The sequence below is a fragment of the Variovorax sp. CCNWLW225 genome (assembly GCF_037204045.1).
GTDB lineage: Bacteria > Pseudomonadota > Gammaproteobacteria > Burkholderiales > Burkholderiaceae_C > Variovorax.
Genome location: NZ_JBBCBV010000024.1, coordinates 40,062 through 57,131, shown reverse-complemented (window position 1 = coordinate 57,131; position 17,070 = coordinate 40,062). Strand labels below are relative to the sequence as shown.

17 protein-coding genes are annotated in these 17,070 nt (G+C 67.5%); 13 read left to right on the top strand and 4 right to left on the bottom strand.

Annotated elements, in window-relative coordinates; genetic code table 11:
- Positions 1 to 971: 971 nt before the first annotated feature.
- The gene (locus tag V9L20_RS24945) at positions 972 to 1,436 is read right to left on the bottom strand and encodes an Mpo1 family 2-hydroxy fatty acid dioxygenase (protein WP_337298629.1); all 465 of its coding nucleotides are present in this window, start codon (positions 1,434 to 1,436) and stop codon (positions 972 to 974) included.
- A gap of 208 nt (positions 1,437 to 1,644) precedes the next feature.
- Here V9L20_RS24945 and V9L20_RS24940 point away from each other — a divergent pair, with 208 nt between their 5' ends.
- The 3 genes from V9L20_RS24940 to V9L20_RS24930 all read left to right on the top strand — a co-directional run bounded on the left by V9L20_RS24940 (position 1,645) and on the right by V9L20_RS24930 (position 5,187).
- Positions 1,645 to 2,313, top strand: a complete 669-nt coding sequence (locus V9L20_RS24940; protein WP_337298628.1) for a response regulator transcription factor — start codon at positions 1,645 to 1,647, stop codon at positions 2,311 to 2,313.
- A gap of 11 nt (positions 2,314 to 2,324) precedes the next feature.
- Positions 2,325 to 4,088 carry an ATP-binding response regulator gene (locus tag V9L20_RS24935; protein WP_337298627.1) on the top strand — a complete coding sequence of 588 codons (1,764 nt, stop codon included), beginning with the start codon at positions 2,325 to 2,327 and terminating at the stop codon, positions 4,086 to 4,088.
- A gap of 79 nt (positions 4,089 to 4,167) precedes the next feature.
- Positions 4,168 to 5,187, top strand: a complete 1,020-nt coding sequence (locus V9L20_RS24930; protein WP_258502255.1) for a hypothetical protein — start codon at positions 4,168 to 4,170, stop codon at positions 5,185 to 5,187.
- Between the two features lie 49 nt (positions 5,188 to 5,236).
- Here V9L20_RS24930 and ftsY read toward each other — a convergent pair whose 3' ends face one another.
- Positions 5,237 to 6,547: a signal recognition particle-docking protein FtsY gene (ftsY, locus tag V9L20_RS24925; protein ID WP_337298626.1), complete on the bottom strand. Its 1,311-nt coding sequence runs from the start codon at positions 6,545 to 6,547 to the stop codon at positions 5,237 to 5,239.
- A 29-nt stretch (positions 6,548 to 6,576) separates the two neighbouring features.
- Here ftsY and V9L20_RS24920 point away from each other — a divergent pair, with 29 nt between their 5' ends.
- Positions 6,577 to 8,052, top strand: coding sequence for a M16 family metallopeptidase (locus tag V9L20_RS24920; protein WP_337298625.1), 1,476 nt, complete (start codon positions 6,577 to 6,579; stop codon positions 8,050 to 8,052).
- A gap of 14 nt (positions 8,053 to 8,066) precedes the next feature.
- Positions 8,067 to 9,407, top strand: a complete 1,341-nt coding sequence (locus V9L20_RS24915; RefSeq protein WP_337298624.1) for a M16 family metallopeptidase — start codon at positions 8,067 to 8,069, stop codon at positions 9,405 to 9,407.
- 12 nt (positions 9,408 to 9,419) lie between these two features.
- Here V9L20_RS24915 and V9L20_RS24910 read toward each other — a convergent pair whose 3' ends face one another.
- Positions 9,420 to 10,337, bottom strand: a complete 918-nt coding sequence (locus tag V9L20_RS24910; protein ID WP_337298623.1) for a LysR family transcriptional regulator ArgP — start codon at positions 10,335 to 10,337, stop codon at positions 9,420 to 9,422.
- 83 nt (positions 10,338 to 10,420) lie between these two features.
- Between V9L20_RS24910 and V9L20_RS24905 the strand changes: the two genes are divergently transcribed.
- The 7 genes from V9L20_RS24905 to pcp all read left to right on the top strand — a co-directional run bounded on the left by V9L20_RS24905 (position 10,421) and on the right by pcp (position 15,583).
- Entirely contained in the window at positions 10,421 to 11,056 is a 636-nt protein-coding gene (locus V9L20_RS24905; RefSeq protein WP_337298622.1) for a LysE/ArgO family amino acid transporter, read from the top strand.
- A 30-nt stretch (positions 11,057 to 11,086) separates the two neighbouring features.
- Positions 11,087 to 11,752 carry an RsmD family RNA methyltransferase gene (locus tag V9L20_RS24900; protein ID WP_337298621.1) on the top strand — a complete coding sequence of 222 codons (666 nt, stop codon included), beginning with the start codon at positions 11,087 to 11,089 and terminating at the stop codon, positions 11,750 to 11,752.
- A gap of 43 nt (positions 11,753 to 11,795) precedes the next feature.
- Positions 11,796 to 12,299 carry a pantetheine-phosphate adenylyltransferase gene (gene coaD, locus V9L20_RS24895; protein ID WP_258502244.1) on the top strand — a complete coding sequence of 168 codons (504 nt, stop codon included), beginning with the start codon at positions 11,796 to 11,798 and terminating at the stop codon, positions 12,297 to 12,299.
- Positions 12,300 to 12,439: 140 nt separating this feature from the next.
- Entirely contained in the window at positions 12,440 to 13,105 is a 666-nt protein-coding gene (gene pxpB / locus V9L20_RS24890) for a 5-oxoprolinase subunit PxpB (RefSeq protein WP_337298620.1), read from the top strand.
- Positions 13,102 to 14,100: a biotin-dependent carboxyltransferase family protein gene (locus tag V9L20_RS24885; protein ID WP_337298619.1), complete on the top strand. Its 999-nt coding sequence runs from the start codon at positions 13,102 to 13,104 to the stop codon at positions 14,098 to 14,100. Before pxpB ends, V9L20_RS24885 begins: the two co-directional genes overlap by 4 nt.
- Positions 14,101 to 14,166: 66 nt before the next feature.
- Complete coding sequence (pxpA, locus tag V9L20_RS24880) at positions 14,167 to 14,907, top strand: 5-oxoprolinase subunit PxpA (protein ID WP_337298618.1); 741 nt, start codon at positions 14,167 to 14,169, stop codon at positions 14,905 to 14,907.
- A gap of 16 nt (positions 14,908 to 14,923) precedes the next feature.
- Positions 14,924 to 15,583, top strand: a complete 660-nt coding sequence (gene pcp / locus V9L20_RS24875) for a pyroglutamyl-peptidase I (protein WP_337298617.1) — start codon at positions 14,924 to 14,926, stop codon at positions 15,581 to 15,583.
- Here the strand turns inward: pcp and V9L20_RS24870 are convergent.
- A complete protein-coding gene (locus tag V9L20_RS24870) occupies positions 15,571 to 16,272 on the bottom strand; it encodes an alpha/beta fold hydrolase (RefSeq protein WP_337298616.1) in 702 nt (233 codons plus the stop codon). The two genes, pcp and V9L20_RS24870, sit on opposite strands and share 13 nt — an antisense overlap.
- Positions 16,273 to 16,415: 143 nt before the next feature.
- Between V9L20_RS24870 and V9L20_RS24865 the strand changes: the two genes are divergently transcribed.
- Positions 16,416 to 17,057: a Yip1 family protein gene (locus tag V9L20_RS24865; protein ID WP_337298615.1), complete on the top strand. Its 642-nt coding sequence runs from the start codon at positions 16,416 to 16,418 to the stop codon at positions 17,055 to 17,057.
- The last annotated feature ends 13 nt before the right edge of the window (positions 17,058 to 17,070 follow it).

Genomic DNA, 17,070 nt, shown 5'->3' with positions numbered 1-17,070 from the left:
GGTAGAGTTTTACGTGGGTCAGTCTTAGACGGAAATTAGCGCGTTAGCCGGGTCATTTTTCGGTGGCAATCAACACCGCTAGCATCGCCGTGCGAAATTTCTTGTTCCCGTCATGCCACGCCTTCACAACGAGGCGCACGGCTGATTCGGCTGCCCATGCGGAGTCCATCGTCATCCTTTATCTATGATTGCTGGTGGGAAGGGCAGTCTCGCAGCCCGCGTTGGTTCGAGACCAGAAGTTCGCTAAACTTCCCGCGAACATCACCGCAGCCCGCATGGGTGTTGGCTTGTCGCCACAGATTGTGATTCTGCTCGTCGTGGGTTCGAGTCCCATCAGCCTACGTCAAGCGGCAAGCTGAAGCGAACTCGAACTTGTGCCGACAAGCTCGCGCTTGCCTCGCGCTCAAGCCGCCAGATAGCGGAAGCCGCAGCCCGAATCTCGGGTAGGTCCACACACGCGCGGATTGCCTAAAGGTCCCGGCAGCACCCTAGTCCAGATCGAACGGGCGCAGTCGAATCTCTATAGGCAGCGGGTCGAATTCACTGCCTTCCATACTAGGAAGCCCATGCATCAGATCCAGTAAAGAGGGCTCACTCTGCGAGTGCTCCCTCCCCGCTCGGTCAGAAGAAGGCCCATTGAGGTCGTTGCCGCTCTTAGTCCGGCGAAGCCTTGGGAGCGATTTGTCGATCGTGAAGCTGAATCTCCTGATGATCTCAGTATGCTACATGCGTGGGCCGGTGGGTCTTGCCGTAGCCTCTGCAGGCGTCTAGCAAGAGCGAAAACGTCGGCCGAAAATTCCAAACTTAGCGGTGCAAATCGCCAAGAATTCCATTGTGAACGGAACACGGCTTCCAACCTGCATGAGCGCTTGCGGCGTAAGTCGTTGATCTCGAAAAAGCAGCAGTTCCATAGCGGATGAAAACCGACAGCAGGAGGGCGGTGCGGCCCGAGGCGGCGTCCGACCCGGGGCTTACCAGCGAATACCCAGGCGCAAAAACAGCCTCGAGAGTACGAACAGCGGCCCCACCCACAGGTATTGGATGTCTTCGAAGAACGAAGGTTTCCTGCCTTCGATCTTGTGGCCGACGAACTGGAAGATCCATGCCACTACAAAGATGGCGGCGGAAATCGGCAGCACAAGGACGCCCATGGCCTGGACCGCCGCCAGCACCAGGGCCGTTCCGGCCAGCATGGTGATCAGGAAGGCGGCCGAACGCAGGGTGGCGTAGTAGACCAGGCTCGCCGCCACGAAGCCGTACGCCACCCAGGGATGCAGCGCATACAGCAGGCCGACGATGCTCAGCATGATGGCCGGGATCGCGGCGAAGTGAATCAGCTCGTTGGTGGGGTGGCGATGGCTTTCGCCATAGTGGGCAAGCAGCCGGTCGACCTTGCGGTCGCCCGCCGCGGCAGGGGCATCGGCGGTGTGCATCATGTTCTGTCTCCAAAGCGTCGCTCGGTACGGCGAGGTACCTCCATGGTGCCTCCGCGGCCAAGCGATGGCAAGTGCTATGAAAAATGTAGCAATGCCTTTGCGCGACCTCAGCCGTGGGCCATGACTTAGGGCACTGTTGCGCGGTCGGGCCGTCGCTAAGATCGGCCGCGTGGCTCTTCCGCTCGAATCTTCATCCCCTCCGACGCCTTTGATCGCGGAACCCGTCCCCGCCCGCCCGCCCACCGCCATCCTGGTGGTGGACGACCACGATCTGCTGCGGCTCGGCGTGCGCGCGCTGGTTCAGGCACAGGCCGCTTCTTCCGGCGCCAGCATCGAGGTGTTCGAGGCGGGCAAAGTGGCCGATGCGCTGGCGCTCTACGAAGAGCATCGGGACTCCATTGGCCTGGTGCTGCTGGATCTGGCACTGCCCGACACCCATGGCCTCAGCGGGCTGGCCGAATTTCGCCTGCGCTACCCGGCGGCCCGGATCGTGGTGCTTTCGGGCACGGGCAACACGTCCCTGGCCCAAGGCGCGGTGGCGCTGGGTGCGAGCGCGTTCCTTCCCAAATCGGCGGATCTGAAGGAAGTGGTGGGCTTTATCCGCGCCTGCGGCCTGCTCGATGGGGGCGCTGCGCAGACCTCGCCTCCCGCCATGAAGACGCTCGGCGGCTACGCCGAAACGGCCCAGGCCAGCGCCTGGCAGGAACTCACCCCGCGCCAGATGCAGGTGCTGCAGTGGGTGCTCGAAGGCAAGGCGAACAAGGAAATTGCCCAGATAGCGAACCTGAGCGAGGGCACGGTGAAAAACCATGTATCGACCATCCTGCTGCTGTTCGGCGTGCGTTCGCGTGCGCAATTGATCAGCAGCCTGCGTTGAGCCCGCCGCACATGGCCGCCGACACACCGCTGAGCCGGCGGGTGCTGCGCGAGCACGTGGCGTCGGTGTATTTCAACTACAAGGCGACGTTCCTGGCTCGCCTGGTTTTCGTTCTGGTGCTCGGCGGGTTCATGTACCTGCAACTGGGCGACCCCATGGTGCTGCCGTTCGTCGTGCTGCACCTGGCGCTGTACCTGGGCATGTATTTCACGCCGCGATGGAACCCGTCGGTGCCGGCGGAGGAAAGCGCCTGGTGGGCCCGCAAGATCACCCGCATCGTGACGCTGCTCGGGTTTGCCGATGCGCTCGCGCCATGGATATTCGTGCCCGCCGGCAACTTGCCGGTCACCGCCGCGCTGATGGTCGTGATGATGGGCAACTGCGCGCGCGCCGTGCAGTCGCTCCGGCCATTGAAGGCGGCGCTGTTCGGCCACACGCTGCCGATGATGGGCGGGCTGATCGTCGCGCTCGCATGGCAGGGCGATTCCATCCATCTCTTTCTTGCCGCCTTTGCTGCGATCTATCTCGTCCTGATGCTGCGCGTGGGCGTGCAGGAACACCAGCTGCTGGCGGATTCGCTGGCCCTGCGCTTCGAAAAGGAAGCACTGGCCGTGCGGCTGGAAGAGCAGATCGCCGCCACCGAGCGTGCCAGCGAAGAAAAGACCCGCTTCCTTGCCAGCGCCAGCCATGACCTGCGGCAGCCGCTGCATGCCATTGCGCTGTTCGGTGCCGCGCTCGAAAACGAATTGCGCGGCCGTCCCGAAGGTGCTCATGCGGAGCGCCTGATGCGCGCGGTGAACGCACTGGGCACCTCGCTCGACACCATGCTCGATGTTTCGCGGCTCGATGCGGGTGTGGTCACGCCGGAGATCCGGGCAGTGCAGCTCGACGCCTTGTTCCTGCCGCTCAACCACATGTTTTCGCCGCAGGCCGAACAGAAGGAACTGCAGCTGCGCGTGCGCGCGAGCGGATTGTGGGTGCGCAGCGATCCGCAACTGCTGCACCGCATGCTCTCCAACCTGATCGACAACGCGCTCAAGTACACGGTGAGCGGCGGCGTGACCGTGAGGGCGCGGGCGCGCGGCGATGCCGTATGGATCGAAGTGCGCGACACCGGCGTCGGCATCGCGCCCGAGCAGATCGGCCGCATCTTCGAAGAGTTCTACCAGGTCGGCAACCCGGGCCGGGACCGGTCGCAGGGGCTGGGTATCGGCCTGTCGATCGTGCAGCGCCTGTCGCGCCTGCTGGACCATCCGCTGCAGGTGCACTCGCGCCCGGGGCGGGGCACCCACTTCCGCGTGGTGCTGCCCGCCGCCGCGCCGCTGGCGGCCTCCACCCTTCAGGGCGCCGAGGCTCACCGGCAGCGCGCCGCAGGGGCTCAGGCACTGCCCGAGCGCGTGCTGCTGGTCGACGACGAGGCGGAAATCCGGGAGGCCATGGGCGAGTTGCTGCGCTCCTGGTCCATCGAGGTGGAGGCCGTGGCCGACGAGGCGCAGGCGGAAAAAGCCCTTGCGCGGGCGGAAGGCGAGGCTCGGCCCTTCGATCTGCTGGTGTGCGACTACCGCCTGGCCGAGGGCAATGACGGGCTCGACGCCGGCCAGCGCCTTCGCCGGCGCCCGGGTACCGACATGCCGCTGCTGCTGGTCACCGGCGAAACCGCGCCCGAACGCTTGCAGCGCGTCCGGGCGTCGGGCGTGGCCGTGCTGTTCAAGCCGGTCGACGCCGGCAAGCTGTTTCGAACCCTGAGCGAACTCGCGCCCACCGGCGCGACATGACCTTTGGCACTGGTGTGCGGGTGAGGCGCGCTTTACCTTTGCGCGGTCTCACACATCAATGCTCTCAGGGAGTGATTTCATGCACGCAAAACTATTGATATCGGCACTCGCCGCAACTCTGGCGGCCTGCGGTGGAGGAGGTGGTGGCGGCGGCGGTGGCTTCGCCGGCTTGCCGGTGGTACCGGCGCCCGCACCCGCTCCTCCCGCGCCGCCGCCGCCCGCCCCACCGCCGCCCGCTCCAGCCCCGGTTCCCGCCACGCGCACTTTCATGTACGAGGCCTTGGCCCCCGCCGCCGATCCATCGGCGTTTCTCACCCGGCTGAATGCACAGGGCGCGAGGTCGTTCCGCTTTTTCGGCGGCTTCGCCTTCACCATTTCGATGAGCCCCTACAGCGCAGAGGTTGTCGAGGCCTATGTGAAGGACGCCGAAACCTCCTACGCCTTCGAGTTGATGCCGGTCGCAGGCTCCGCGGCCGACTTGCAGGACCAGCTCAATGCCCAGGGTGCCCGAGGCTTCAAGTGGGGCGGTCCCTACGTGATAGGCGGCGAGACGCGCACGCTCTATCGCAAGGACAACAACTCCTCGTCGACCTACACCTATGCCGTGCTGACGGCGCCGGGCGACAGTGCCGGCTATCTGGCACAGGTCAACGCCCAGGGCGGCAACGGTTACTTCAGTGTCGCCGGCGCCTACATGGTCGGCGGAACCACGGTGCTGGTGTACCAGAAGGACTCGCAAGGCAGTGCAACCTATGGCTACGAGGCGCTGGGCCAGCCCGGCAGCGACGCCGATTTCCTGGCGCAGCTCGAGTCCCAGGGCGCCCGCGGCTTCCGGTTCAAGACGGGCTATGTCTTTTCGGATGGCATCAGGCTGCTTTACGAGAAAGACCTGTCGCAGTCGGCCACGTTCAGCTACCTGAACCTGCAACCCGCGGGCAACAGCGCGGACTACATCGTGCAGGCGAACGCCGAGGGCGCCAAGGGCAATGCGCTGGTGGGCGACTACGGGCTGCCGAGCGGCCAGATCAGGACGCTCTACATCCGGCCGGCCAACTGCACCGGTTTTCTCTGCGATACCCGCTCGCTGTTCGGCTTCTAAGCGGCTTCCAAGCGCCTTCTGAGCGGCAGCGGGCGCTGCTGGCCGCACTTCAGCCCAGCAGCGCCTGCGCGAACTCGCGTGCGTTGAAGGTCTCGAGGTCTTCCAGCTTCTCGCCCACGCCGATGAAATAAACCGGAATCGGCCGCTCGCGCGCAATGGCGCAGAGCACGCCGCCCTTGGCAGTGCCGTCGAGCTTGGTCACCACCAGGCCGGTGAGGCCCAGGGTCTCGTCGAAGGCCCTGACCTGCGCCAGGGCGTTCTGCCCGGTGTTGCCGTCGATCACCAGCAGCACTTCGTGCGGGGCCGTGGCGTCCGCCTTGGCGACCACGCGCTTGATCTTCTTGAGCTCGTCCATCAGGTGCAGCTGCGTCGGCAGCCGGCCCGCTGTGTCGACCAGCACCACGTCCTTGCCGCGGGCCTTGCCGGCCGTCACCGCGTCGAAGCTCACGGCGGAGGGGTCGCCCCCTTCCTGGCTCACGATCTCGACCGTGTTGCGGTCGGCCCAGACCAGCAGCTGCTCGCGCGCCGCCGCCCGGAAGGTGTCGGCCGCTGCAAGCAGCACCGAGGCGCCTTCGTTGGCCAGGTGCTTGGTGAGCTTGCCGATGGATGTGGTCTTGCCCGCGCCGTTGACGCCGGCCACCATGATGACCGTCGGCGAGAACTGGCCGATGACCAGCGGCTTCTCGAGCGGCCGGAGCAGGTCGGCAATGGCATCGGCCAGCAGCTTCTTCACCTGCGTGGCGTCGGTGGCCATCTGGCGCTTGACGCGCCCGCGCAGGTCGTCGAGCAGGAACTCGGTCGCCTTCACGCCGGCGTCGGCCATCAGCAGCGCCGATTCGAGCTCTTCGTAAAGCGCCTCGTCGATCTGCGCGTTGACGAACACCGCCTGGATGCCGGTGCCGGTCTTGCGCAGGCCGGTTTTCAGCTTGTCGAACCAGCCCTTGCGCTCGGCGGCCATCGCCGTTTCGGCGGCGGGCACGGGCAGCGGCGCGGGAGGCTCGACGGGGGCAGGGGCAGGCGCCGGAACCGGCGCCGGTGCAGGCATTGGCGCCGCGGGTGGAGCGGCGACGGGCACCGAGGGAGGAGGAGGTGCGACGGCGGGCGGCGCGGCAGGTGCAGGCGCGGGGGAGGGCGCGGGCGAAGGCGATGGCGATGGCGATGGCGATGGCGAGGGTGCAATTGCCGGCGCAGGCGCGGTCTCCTCCGCGGCAGGCTTGGAGCCGAACCAGCTCGACGGTGAGAACACCGAGCGCGCCGGGGCAGGCTCGGGTGCCGGCGCCGGTGCCGGTTCAGCGGCCGGGGCGGGCGCCGGTGCGGCCGGAGCTTCGGCGGGTGGTTTTTTCTTGAAGAAACTGAACATCGGGAGCTTTTTACAATCCGACCCATTCTATGAAACACCCCTCGCCACGCCGTGCTGCGTCTGGTGCGGTGCTGGCAATGGCGCTTTCCGCGCTGTGGGCCGCGCCTGTACTGGCCCAGCCCACACCGGCTTCCGCCGCCTCTGCCAGTTCATCCACTCCCGTTTCACCGGCCGCTGCCGCCGCGGCACCCGCACCCCAGCAGTTCACCCTGGCCAACGGCATGACGCTGCTGGTGCTGCCCGACAGGCGCGCACCCACCGCGGTGCAGATGGTCTGGGTTCGCGTGGGCTCCGTGGACGAGGTCGACGGCACCTCGGGCGTGGCCCATGTGCTCGAGCACATGATGTTCAAGGGCACCAAGACCATCAAGCCCGGCGAGTTCTCGCGCCGCGTGGCGGCCCTGGGCGGCCAGGAAAACGCGTTCACCTCGCGCGACTTCACCGGCTACTACCAGCAGATTCCGGTGGCCAGCCTCGAGCAGGTCATGAAGCTCGAGTCGGACCGCTTTGCCAATAACCAGTGGTCGGACGACGAGTTCAAGCGCGAGATCGAAGTGGTCAAGGAAGAGCGCCGCATGCGCACCGAAGACCAGCCGCGCGCATTGCTGGGCGAACAGCAGAACGCCGCGGTGTTCACGGCCTCACCCTACCAGCGCCCCGTGGTCGGTTGGATGAGCGACCTCGATGCGATGACGCCCGACGATGCACGCGAGTTCTTCCGGCGCTGGTACGTGCCCGCCAACGCCGCCGTGGTGGTGGTCGGCGATGTGGACGTGGCCAAGGTGCGCGCGCTGGCCGAGAAGTACTACGGCAGCATTCCCGCGCGCGCCGTGCCCCCGCGCAAGCCGCGCATCGAGCCCGCGCAGCGCGGCATCCGCCGCATCGAGTTCAAGGCACCTGCGGAGCAGGCCTATGTGTCGCTCGCGTTCCGCATTCCGCAGCTGGAAAAAATCGACGATGCGGACAGCGACGTGTGGGCGCTCGAAGTGCTGTCGGCCGTGCTCGACGGCTACACCGGCGCGCGGCTTGATCGTGCGCTGACCCAGGGCCCCGATCGCGTGGCCGATTCCGCCGGTGCCTATTCGGGCCTGGCCGGCCGCGGGCCGCAGCTGTTCACGCTGGTGGGCGTGCCGGCGAACGGAAAAACCGCCGAGGCGGTCGAGGCGGCGCTGCGGGCCCAGGTGGCGCGCATCGCGAAGGAAGGCGTGGGCGAGGCCGAACTCGCGCGCGTCAAGACGCAATGGGTGGCCAGCGAAACCTACAAGCGCGACTCCGTGATGGCGCAGGCCCGCGAACTCGGAAGCAACTGGGTGCAGGGGCTGCCGCTCGACTCCAGCGCCCGCATCATCGCCAAGCTGCAGGCCGTGACCCCGGCCCAGGTGCAGGCGGTGGCCGCCAAATACTTCGGAGACGACCAGCTCACGGTGGCCACCTTGCGCCCGCTGCCGCCGGAAGCCAAGCCCCGTGGCCGTGGCTTTGCAGCGCCCGCGGGCGAGATGCGTTGAAGGGCCGGACCTCCATGATTGCCATGAAAAAAATCCTCCGTCCCGCGCTGGTCGCCATTGCTGCCGCCCTTGCAGGCGCCGTGCAGGCCGCGCTTCCCATCGAACACTGGACGCTCGCGAGCGGCGCCAGGATCTACCTGGTGTCGACCCAGGCGCTGCCCATCGTCGATGTGCAGATCGACTTCGACGCCGGCAGCCGGCGCGATCCGGCGGCGCAAGCCGGCCTGGCCAGCGTGACCGCGACCATGGTCGAAAAGGGCGTGCGCGCCGGCAAGAACGGCGAGCCCGCGCTCGATGAAAACGCGCTGGGCGAAGCCTGGGCCGACCTGGGCGCCGAGTTCAACGCGAGCGCCGGAACCGATCGCGCCAGCTATTCGCTGCGCACCTTGTCCGACCCGGCGCTGCTGGCCAAGGTGGTGACGCTGGCATCGCGCGAGATCGGCGAGCCGGCCTTTCCCGACGACGTGTGGCAGCGCGAACGCGAACGGATCAATGCGTCGCTGAAGGAGGCCAACACCAAGCCGGCGACCATCGCGGGCCGAGCCTTTTCGCAAAGCGTCTATGGCAGCCACCCGTATGGCCAGGAAGTGACCGAAGCCACGCTGGCACGCATCGACACGGCGGCCATGCGGCAGCGCTACCAGCAGTTCATCGTGCCGTGCCGCGCCAAGCTCAGCATCGTCGGTGCCGTGACGCGCGCCGAAGCAGAAGCCATGGCCACCGCGCTGCTCTCGCGCTTGCCCGGCCCCGAGGCCTGCACGCCGCTGCCGGCCATTGCACCGGTGACCGCGCTTTCGGCGCCCAAGGACGAGCGCATTCCGTTCGCATCGGCGCAGGCCCACGTCTTCATCGGCCAGCCCGGCTATCCGCGCAAGGACCCGGACCACTTCGCACTCACGCTCGGCAACTACGTGCTGGGTGGCGGCGGCTTCGTTTCGCGGCTCACCAACGAAGTGCGCGAGAAGCGCGGCCTGGCGTACAGCGTCTACAGCGGCTTTTCGCCGGGGCTTGACGCCGGGGCATTCCGCATCGGCTTTCAGACACGGCCCGACCAGGCCGAAGAGGCGGTCAAGATATCCCGCGAAGTGCTCGCCAAGTTCGTGGCCGAAGGCCCGACCGCCGCCGAGCTCAAGGCCGCCAAGGACAACCTGATCGGCGGCTTCCCGCTCCTGATGGACAGCAACCGCAAGCTCATCGGCAACGTGGCCAACATTGCGTGGCACGACCTGCCGCTCGACTACCTCGATACCTGGACCGCGCGCATGAACGCAGTGACCGCGGCCGAGGTGCGCACCGCCTTCGCGCGCAAGCTGCAGCCCGAGCGCATGGTGACCGTGGTGGTGGGCGGCAAGTGAGCGGGCGGCGTTTCAGCGCAAGGCGTGTGCGCCGCTGCCGGCGGCCGCGCGCACCGTCGTCCTGAGGCGTTCGAGGAGCTGCGGCGCCGCGCGCGCCTGCTGCCAGTAGAGCGGCACCTGGAGCGCGGAGCCCGGCACCAGTTCTACCAGCGCGCCCGTGCGCATCGCATCGGCCGCCATGCTCACGGGGAGCATGCCCCAGCCCATGCCGGCCCGCGCCGCCTCGAGAAAACCGTGGGCGGAGGGCAGCCAATGGCGGGGCGTTTCGATGCTCCGGTGGCAGATGCGCCGCACCCAGCGCGCCTGCAGCCGGTCCTTGCGGTCGAATACCAGGCTGGGCGCATCGCCCAATGTGCGCGCACCCACGCTCTTGGCGAAGTACCGGTGCATGAATTCGGGGCTCGCAGCCGCCACGTAGTGCATGGTGCCCAGCGCCTCGCTGTTGCAGCCGGCCACCGGCTGCGCCAGGGCCGTGACGGCGGCCAGCACCGCGCCGCTGCGGAGGCGCTCGGCGGTGTGGTCCTGGTCGTCCACGGTCAGGTCGAGCAGGGCGGATTCTTCCTGCCTGGCAAAGGCCGCGGCGGCCGCCATGAACCAGGTGGCCAGGCTGTCGGCGTTGACCGCCACGCGCACCGTGACCCGTTCGCGCTCGTTGCCGCCGCTGCCGGCCATGCCGAGCGCGGGCAGCGCGTCGCGCAGTTCGTGCTCCAGCATGCCCACGCGCTCGAAATGGCGGCAAAGCTGCTGACCTGCTTCGGTGGGCACGCAAGGCTGCCCGCGCACCAGCAAGGCACCCCCCGTGCGCTCTTCGAGCAGCTTCACGCGCTGTGAGACGGCCGAGGGCGTGACGTTCAGGGCCCGCGCCGCGCGCTCGAAGCTGCCTTCGCGCACCACGGCGGCCAATGCGTTCAGGGCGGCGTAGTCGAGCATGTTGCGTATGAAATTAGAAAAACTGAATATGCCTTAGAAAGTTTAGTTTGAGTTAATCGGCTCGCGACGGCAAGCTTGGCACCATGGCCAACGAACAAATCACCACCGCTTTCGCCAACGGGCTCTTCATGAGCCTGGTGCTCATCGTCGCCATCGGCGCGCAGAACGCCTATGTGCTGCGCCAGGGCCTGCGGCGTGAGCATGTGAGCGCCGTGGTGCTGTTCTGCGCGGCGAGCGATGCGCTCCTGATCACGGCCGGTGTGGCCGGCATGGCGCAGGCGCTGCAAGGGCGCCCTGCCGTGGCCACGGCACTCGCGGGGCTCGGTGCGCTGTTCCTGGGGGCCTATGGTTTGCGCGCACTGTGGCGTTCGCGGCAGGCGGGTGCGCTGCAGGCTACGGCCCAGGGCGCATCGCTTTCGCGCGCCGCCGTGCTCGCGCAGGCGGCAGGCTTTACGCTGCTGAACCCGCATGTCTACCTGGACACCGTGCTCCTCGTCGGCAGCACCGGCGCGCAGTACGGCGGCGCACTCAAGGCCTGGTTCGTCGCGGGGGCGACGCTGGCAAGCGCGTTGTGGTTCTCCGCGCTCGGCTTCGGGGCGCGGTGGCTGGCGCCGGTGTTCGCGCGTCCGCGTGCGTGGCAGGTGCTCGACGCGCTGATCGGCGGCACGATGCTCGTGCTTGCCGCTCTGCTCGCGCGGCGAGCCTTTCTCGGCATCTAGCGTCGCATGCGGCGGCGTTAAGCTTGCCGTATGCCCCAGAAGAAAGCCGCAGCCGCCAAGCGCCCCGCTTCGCCCTCATCGCAGTCGCCGTCCCGATCGAAATCGCGCCCGAGCGAAGTTCGCATCATCGGAGGCCGATGGAAGCGCACCCGCCTTTCCGTGGCCGACAAGCCGGGCCTGCGCCCCACGCCCGACCGCGTCCGGGAAACGCTGTTCAACTGGCTTGCGAGCATCGCGGGCGCGGGTGGCGGCGAGTTGCCGGGTTGGCATTGCGTCGATGCGTTCGCGGGCACCGGCGCCCTGGGCCTGGAGGCCGCTTCGCGCGGCGCCGCGAGCGTGCTGCTGTGCGAACAGGACGCCGCGCTGGTGGCGCAGCTGCAGGCCGCCAAGACCAAGCTCTCGGCCGAGGCCGTTCGCATCGAGCGCGGCAATGGACTTACGGCGCTTGAACGCGTTGCCGCGGCCAGCCTGGATGCCGTCTTTCTCGACCCGCCCTTTGACAGCACCACCCTCTACGAACCCTCGCTGCGCGCCTCGGCACGGGCCGTGAAAGCCGGAGGCGCCATCTACCTGGAGGCGCCGAAGCATTGGACCGATGAAGAGCTTGCTGCTCTCGGCCTTGTTGGATTTCGTTACCTGAAGGCAGGCGCCGTGCATGCACATCTGCTGCGGCACGTTGCAAACGGGACTGCATAATCCGCCGGACAAGCCGCACCGGCTGCATGAGGAAGAAGCAACCATGGCCAGCAACGTGATCGCGGTTTATCCCGGCACTTTCGATCCCATCACCCTCGGTCACGAGGACGTGGTGCGGCGTGCAACCCAGCTTTTTTCGAAGGTCATCGTCGCGGTTGCGGCGGGTCACCACAAGAAAGCGCTGTTCACCTTGCAAGAACGCATGGAAATGGCGCGCGAAGCCGTGAAGCCCTACAGCGACCAGGTCACGGTCGAGAGCTTTTCGGGCCTGCTGCGCGACTTCGTGGTGGCGCGCGGCGGCAAGGCCATGGTGCGCGGCCTGCGCGCCGTGACCGACTTCGACTACGAGTTTCAGCTGGCGGGCATGAACCGTTCGCTGATGCCCGATGTGGAAACCGTGTTCCTGACGCCCAGCGACAAATACCAGTTCATCTCGAGCACCTTCGTGCGCGAAATCGCCATGCTCGGCGGCGAGGTCCACAAGTTCGTTTCGCCCGATGTGGAGACGCATCTGGCCGCAAAGGTGCGCAGCCTCGGTCGTGAATAGGTCCTCCCCCAGTCTTCGCGCACTTCGTGTCGCTTCGCCAACCCCCTCGCCGGGGGCAACACCAGCGGCCCGGCAAAGCCGGTTCCGCGGTGTTCCACGAAGATGCAACGCTGTCATTCGCATAGACGGCAAGGGCTGAGATGAGCAGCCAACTTCCGTCCCCCCGCCTGCATCCGCTGGGCGATGCGGCGTTGCTTTGCGAACTGGCGCCTCCCGCCACGCTGGCGCAGCAGCAGCAGATCTGGGCCCTGGGCGCCGAGGTTCAGCAGTGGCCCGGCGTGGGCGAGGTGCTGCCGGGCATGAACAATCTCACGCTGACTTTCGATCCGACGGCGATCGATATCGATGCGTTGATGGCGCAGGTCAACGAAGTCTGGCCGCGGCTTTTGGCTACCGCCATCGAAGGCCGGCTGGTGGAGATTCCGGTGGCCTATGGTGGCGAGCACGGGCCGGACCTTGCCGATGTCGCGGCGCACACCGGGCTCACACCGGCCGAGGTGGTGCGGCGCCACAGTGGCGGCGAATACGTGGTCTACCTGCTCGGCTTTCTGCCCGGCTTCGCGTTCATGGGCGGGCTGCCACCCGAACTCGCCACGCCGCGCCGGGCCGAACCGCGCACGGCGGTGCCTGCGCGCTCCGTGGGCATCGGTGGGGAGCAGACCGGCATCTATCCGCTGGTGTCGCCGGGCGGCTGGCAGCTGATCGGCCGTACGTCGCTGGAGCTTTTCGACCCGGCGGCCGAACCGCCCACCTTGCTGCGTCCGGGCGACCGTGTGCGCTTTGTCGTCGAAAGCGTGGAGACATGATGCTGGTCCAGAAACCCGGCATGCTGGCCTCTGTGCAAGACCTTGGGCGCCACGGGCACCGGCAGGTCGGCATTTGCCCCGGCGGTGCGCTCGACGTGCTGGCGCTCACGCTGGCGAACCGGCTGGTCGGCAATGCCGACGGCGCAGCCGGGCTCGAACTCACCATGGGCGGCTGCGAGATCCGCTTCGAAACCGACACGCGCATTGCGTTGGCCGGCGACGATTTCGCCGCCCGGCTCGACGGCACACCCCTCTGGCCGTGCTGGAGCGTGCCCGTCAAGGCGGGGCAAACGCTCAAGCTCGCAGGTGCGAATGCACCCGGCGCGAAGAAGGCCGGCCTGCGCAGCTGGCTCGCGGTGGCGGGCGGGGTCGACGTGCCGCCGGTGCTCGGTTCGCGCAGCACCGATCTGAAGGCGGGCTTTGGCGGCCACCAGGGGCGGGCGCTGCGCAAGGGCGACCGGCTCGCGCTCGGCGCGACGTCGCTCGATGCCACCCAACTCGCGCGGCGGCCGTTCGGGCTGCGCGGCCCCGACTGGGGACCGGAGGAAGGCGGCTCGGCCATCGAGTTGCGCGTGCTGCCGGGGCCCGAGTTCGAGCAATTCACCGCGGCGTCGCATGCGCTGCTCTGGAGCGAGCGCTGGCGCATCACCGCGCAGAGCAACCGCATGGGAAGCCGGCTTGCGGGCGCCGAACTCAAGCGCAAGCGCAGCATCGACATGCTCTCGTCGGGCGTCATTCCCGGCACCATCCAAGTGCCGCCCTCGGGCCAGCCGATCATCCTGATGGGCGACGCGCAGACCACCGGCGGCTATCCGCGCATCGGCGTGGTGATTCGCGCCGACCTCTGGAAGCTCGCGCAGGCGCCGCTCGACGGCCGGCTGCGGCTGGTGCAGGTCGACATGGCAGCGGCGCTCGATGCATGGGCCGGGCAGCAACGCTACCTCGCGCAAGTGGCGCAGGGGCTGGCCGCTGCGGGCTGGAGCAGACCGGCATAGACTGTGCGAGCAGAGGCGCGCGTGCGGCATCGATGTGCCGGCCGCCTGAAGAAGGAATCAACCCAAATGCAAATCGACCTGAATGCCGACCTCGGCGAAGGCGCCGGCAGCGATGAAGCGCTGCTCGGCCTCGTGAGCTCGGCCAACATTGCCTGCGGCTGGCACGCGGGCGATGCCAAGACCATGCGGCAATGCGTGCGCTGGGCCATCGAACACGGCGTGGCCATCGGCGCCCACCCCAGCTTTCCCGACCGCGAGAACTTCGGCCGAAGCACCATGCACCTGCCGCCCGACGAGATCGTGGCCAACGTGCTCTACCAGGTCGGCGCGCTCGCTGCGATCGTCAAGGCCGAAGGCGGCAAGCTCTCGCACGTGAAGCCGCACGGGCAGCTCTACAACCAGGCCGTGAAGGAGCCCGAGCTTGCCGACGCGCTGTGCGAGGCGGTGCGGCGCTTCGATCCATCGCTCAGGTTCTTCGGCCTTGCAGGCAGCGGCATGATCGACGCCGCACGGCGCGCCGGCCTCACGCCCGTGGAAGAAGTGTTTGCCGACCGCGGCTACATGCCCGACGGCAGCCTGGTGCCGCGCAGCCAGCCCGGCGCGCTCATCGAAGACGAAGAGCAGTCGCTTGCCCAGACGCTCTCGCTGGTGCGCGACCGCAAGGTGATGGCCATCGACGGCAGCACGGTCCCGGTCAACGCCCAGACCGTATGCCTGCACGGCGACGGTGCCCATGCGTTGGCCTTCGCCCGCCGCATTCGCGACCGCCTGCAGCAAGAAGGCATCGCGGTGCGCGCGACGGCCTGAACGCGCTGCTCACGCCGTGGTGCAGCGAACCAACGTCCTGCTGACCGGTTTCGACCCGTTCGACCGCGAAGCCCTCAATCCTTCATGGGAGGCCGTGCGCGCGCTGGACAGCTGGCAGTGCGGCCGCGCCACCGTGCATGCGCGCCAGATGCCCTGCGTCTTCGGCGACGCCATCGAGGCGCTTGCAAGCGCCATGGACGAGCTTCAGCCGCAGCTGGTGCTGTGCATCGGCCAGGCCGGCGGCCGCGCGGAGATCACGCCCGAGCGCGTGGCCATCAACATCGACGACGGCCGCATTGCAGACAACGCGGGCCGGCAGCCTATCGACACGCCCGTGGTGCGCGGTGCGCCCGCGGCATATTTCTCGACGCTGCCGATCAAGGCCATCGTGCGCGACCTGCGCGCGGCCGGCGTGCCCGCGTCGGTGTCGAACACGGCTGGCACGTTCGTCTGCAACCACATCTTCTACGGCCTGATGCACCGCATCGCCACGCACCCGGTGCCGGGGCTGCGCGGCGGGTTCATTCACATCCCCTACCTGCCCGAGCAGGCGGCGCGCTTTCCGGGGCTGCCCAGCATGTCGCTGGCCACCATGGTCGAGGCGCTGCGCATTGCGGTGGCCACCGCGCTGGCGGTTGAAAAAGACATCGCCGAAACCGGCGGTCAACTCCACTGAGCCAGCCAGGAGAGCAGCGCCGCATTGACGAGCGCGGGCTTCTCCATGGTCAGCATGTGTCCGCACTGCGGCAGCCACACCACTTCCGCATGCGGCACCAGCGCCGCAATTTCGCGCGTGCAGTCGGGCGGCGTCAGCCGGTCCGTGTCGCCGCAGACCAGGAGCACCGGCGCACGAAGCGAAGGCAAGTGGGTGCGCGCATCGGGGCGTCGCATCACCGCGCGGTTCTGGCTGATGAGTTGCTGCGTGCCGGCGTCCAGCACGATCTGGACATAGCGCTCGACCAGCGCCTGATCGGCCGCCTGCGTGGGGTGAAACGCGAAGACGACGTTCGGCTCGATCACGTCGCGCAGTTCACCGCGCTCGAACAATTCGATCGCGCTTTCGCGCAGCTCGTACATCTCCGGCGACTCGGGCCGGGCATTGGTGCCCAGCAGCGCAAGCCCCGCAATGCGCCCGGGCGCCTGCCGCGAGGCCTCCATGGCGACCATGCCGCCCATCGATGCGCCGCACAGTATCAGCGGTCCGGGGTTCTCGCGCAGCACGGCCGCAGCCATGTCTTCGATGGTGTCGTGCCGCATGTGGGCATCGCTCACGCGGGCGTCGAACATGGCCGGAAGAACGGGAAGCTGGGCTTCCCACAGGCGCTCGTCGCAGGCGAGGCCGGGCAGCAAGACAAGGTGTGGCATGGGCGGATTTTGCGTCATCGCGCCCTCCGGCATAACGGCATAGGCTGCTTGGCCAGAAGCCATTCGGCGGCGGAATCGACATACTTTCAGTTGCTGCGCGATCTGCGGTTCGCGCGTTTCCGCTTCATACCGAGGACAAGAAAATGAACCTGGTTCAACGCGTGCAGGACATCCTGCTCAAGCCCAAGGCCACCTGGCCCGCCATCGATGCAGAGCCCGCCGACACCGCGTCGCTCTACAAGAACTACGTGATGATCCTCGCGCTGATACCGGCGGTGGCGGGCTTCATCGGCCTGTCGGTCATCGGCTTCGGCGCCTTCGGTGTCAACTTTCGTGTGCCTGTGGTCACGGGGCTCGTGAACATGGTCGTCGGCTACGTGCTCTCCCTCGTCATGGTGTTTGTGCTGGCGTTGATCATCGATGCGCTGGCACCGACATTCGAAGGCTCGAAGAGCCAGATCGGCGCGCTCAAGCTGTCGGCCTATGCCAGCACGGCGAGCTTCCTGGGCGGGGTGTTCAGCCTGATTCCGTCGCTCTCGATCCTGGGCGCGCTCGCGGCTCTCTACGGCATCTACCTGATCTACGTGGGCCTGCCGGTGCTCATGAAGTGCCCGCCGGACAAGTCGCTGGCATACACGGCGGTGGTGGTGGTTTGCGCCATCATCGGCGGCGTGGTGATCGCCTGGGTGCTCTCGCTTCTCACACCCTCGCCCACGCGCGTGAGCACGGTACCGCTCGCGATGCAGGTGGCGGCCATGCAACAGATGGTGCCGCCGAGGCTCTGAGCGCCGCGCATGC

Excerpts from the sequence above, each read along its gene's own strand:
- V9L20_RS24945 (WP_337298629.1), bottom strand. The coding sequence starts at position 1,436 with ATGATGCACACCGCCGATGCCCCTGCCGCGGCGGGCGACCGCAAGGTC.
- V9L20_RS24935 (WP_337298627.1), top strand. The coding sequence starts at position 2,325 with ATGGCCGCCGACACACCGCTGAGCCGGCGGGTGCTGCGCGAGCACGTG.
- V9L20_RS24930 (WP_258502255.1), top strand. The coding sequence starts at position 4,168 with ATGCACGCAAAACTATTGATATCGGCACTCGCCGCAACTCTGGCGGCC.
- ftsY (WP_337298626.1), bottom strand. The coding sequence starts at position 6,547 with ATGTTCAGTTTCTTCAAGAAAAAACCACCCGCCGAAGCTCCGGCCGCA.
- V9L20_RS24920 (WP_337298625.1), top strand. The coding sequence starts at position 6,577 with ATGAAACACCCCTCGCCACGCCGTGCTGCGTCTGGTGCGGTGCTGGCA.
- V9L20_RS24915 (WP_337298624.1), top strand. The coding sequence starts at position 8,067 with ATGATTGCCATGAAAAAAATCCTCCGTCCCGCGCTGGTCGCCATTGCT.
- V9L20_RS24910 (WP_337298623.1), bottom strand. The coding sequence starts at position 10,337 with ATGCTCGACTACGCCGCCCTGAACGCATTGGCCGCCGTGGTGCGCGAA.
- V9L20_RS24905 (WP_337298622.1), top strand. The coding sequence starts at position 10,421 with ATGGCCAACGAACAAATCACCACCGCTTTCGCCAACGGGCTCTTCATG.
- V9L20_RS24900 (WP_337298621.1), top strand. The coding sequence starts at position 11,087 with ATGCCCCAGAAGAAAGCCGCAGCCGCCAAGCGCCCCGCTTCGCCCTCA.
- coaD (WP_258502244.1), top strand. The coding sequence starts at position 11,796 with ATGGCCAGCAACGTGATCGCGGTTTATCCCGGCACTTTCGATCCCATC.
- pxpB (WP_337298620.1), top strand. The coding sequence starts at position 12,440 with ATGAGCAGCCAACTTCCGTCCCCCCGCCTGCATCCGCTGGGCGATGCG.
- V9L20_RS24885 (WP_337298619.1), top strand. The coding sequence starts at position 13,102 with ATGATGCTGGTCCAGAAACCCGGCATGCTGGCCTCTGTGCAAGACCTT.
- pxpA (WP_337298618.1), top strand. The coding sequence starts at position 14,167 with ATGCAAATCGACCTGAATGCCGACCTCGGCGAAGGCGCCGGCAGCGAT.
- V9L20_RS24870 (WP_337298616.1), bottom strand. The coding sequence starts at position 16,272 with ATGCCACACCTTGTCTTGCTGCCCGGCCTCGCCTGCGACGAGCGCCTG.
- V9L20_RS24865 (WP_337298615.1), top strand. The coding sequence starts at position 16,416 with ATGAACCTGGTTCAACGCGTGCAGGACATCCTGCTCAAGCCCAAGGCC.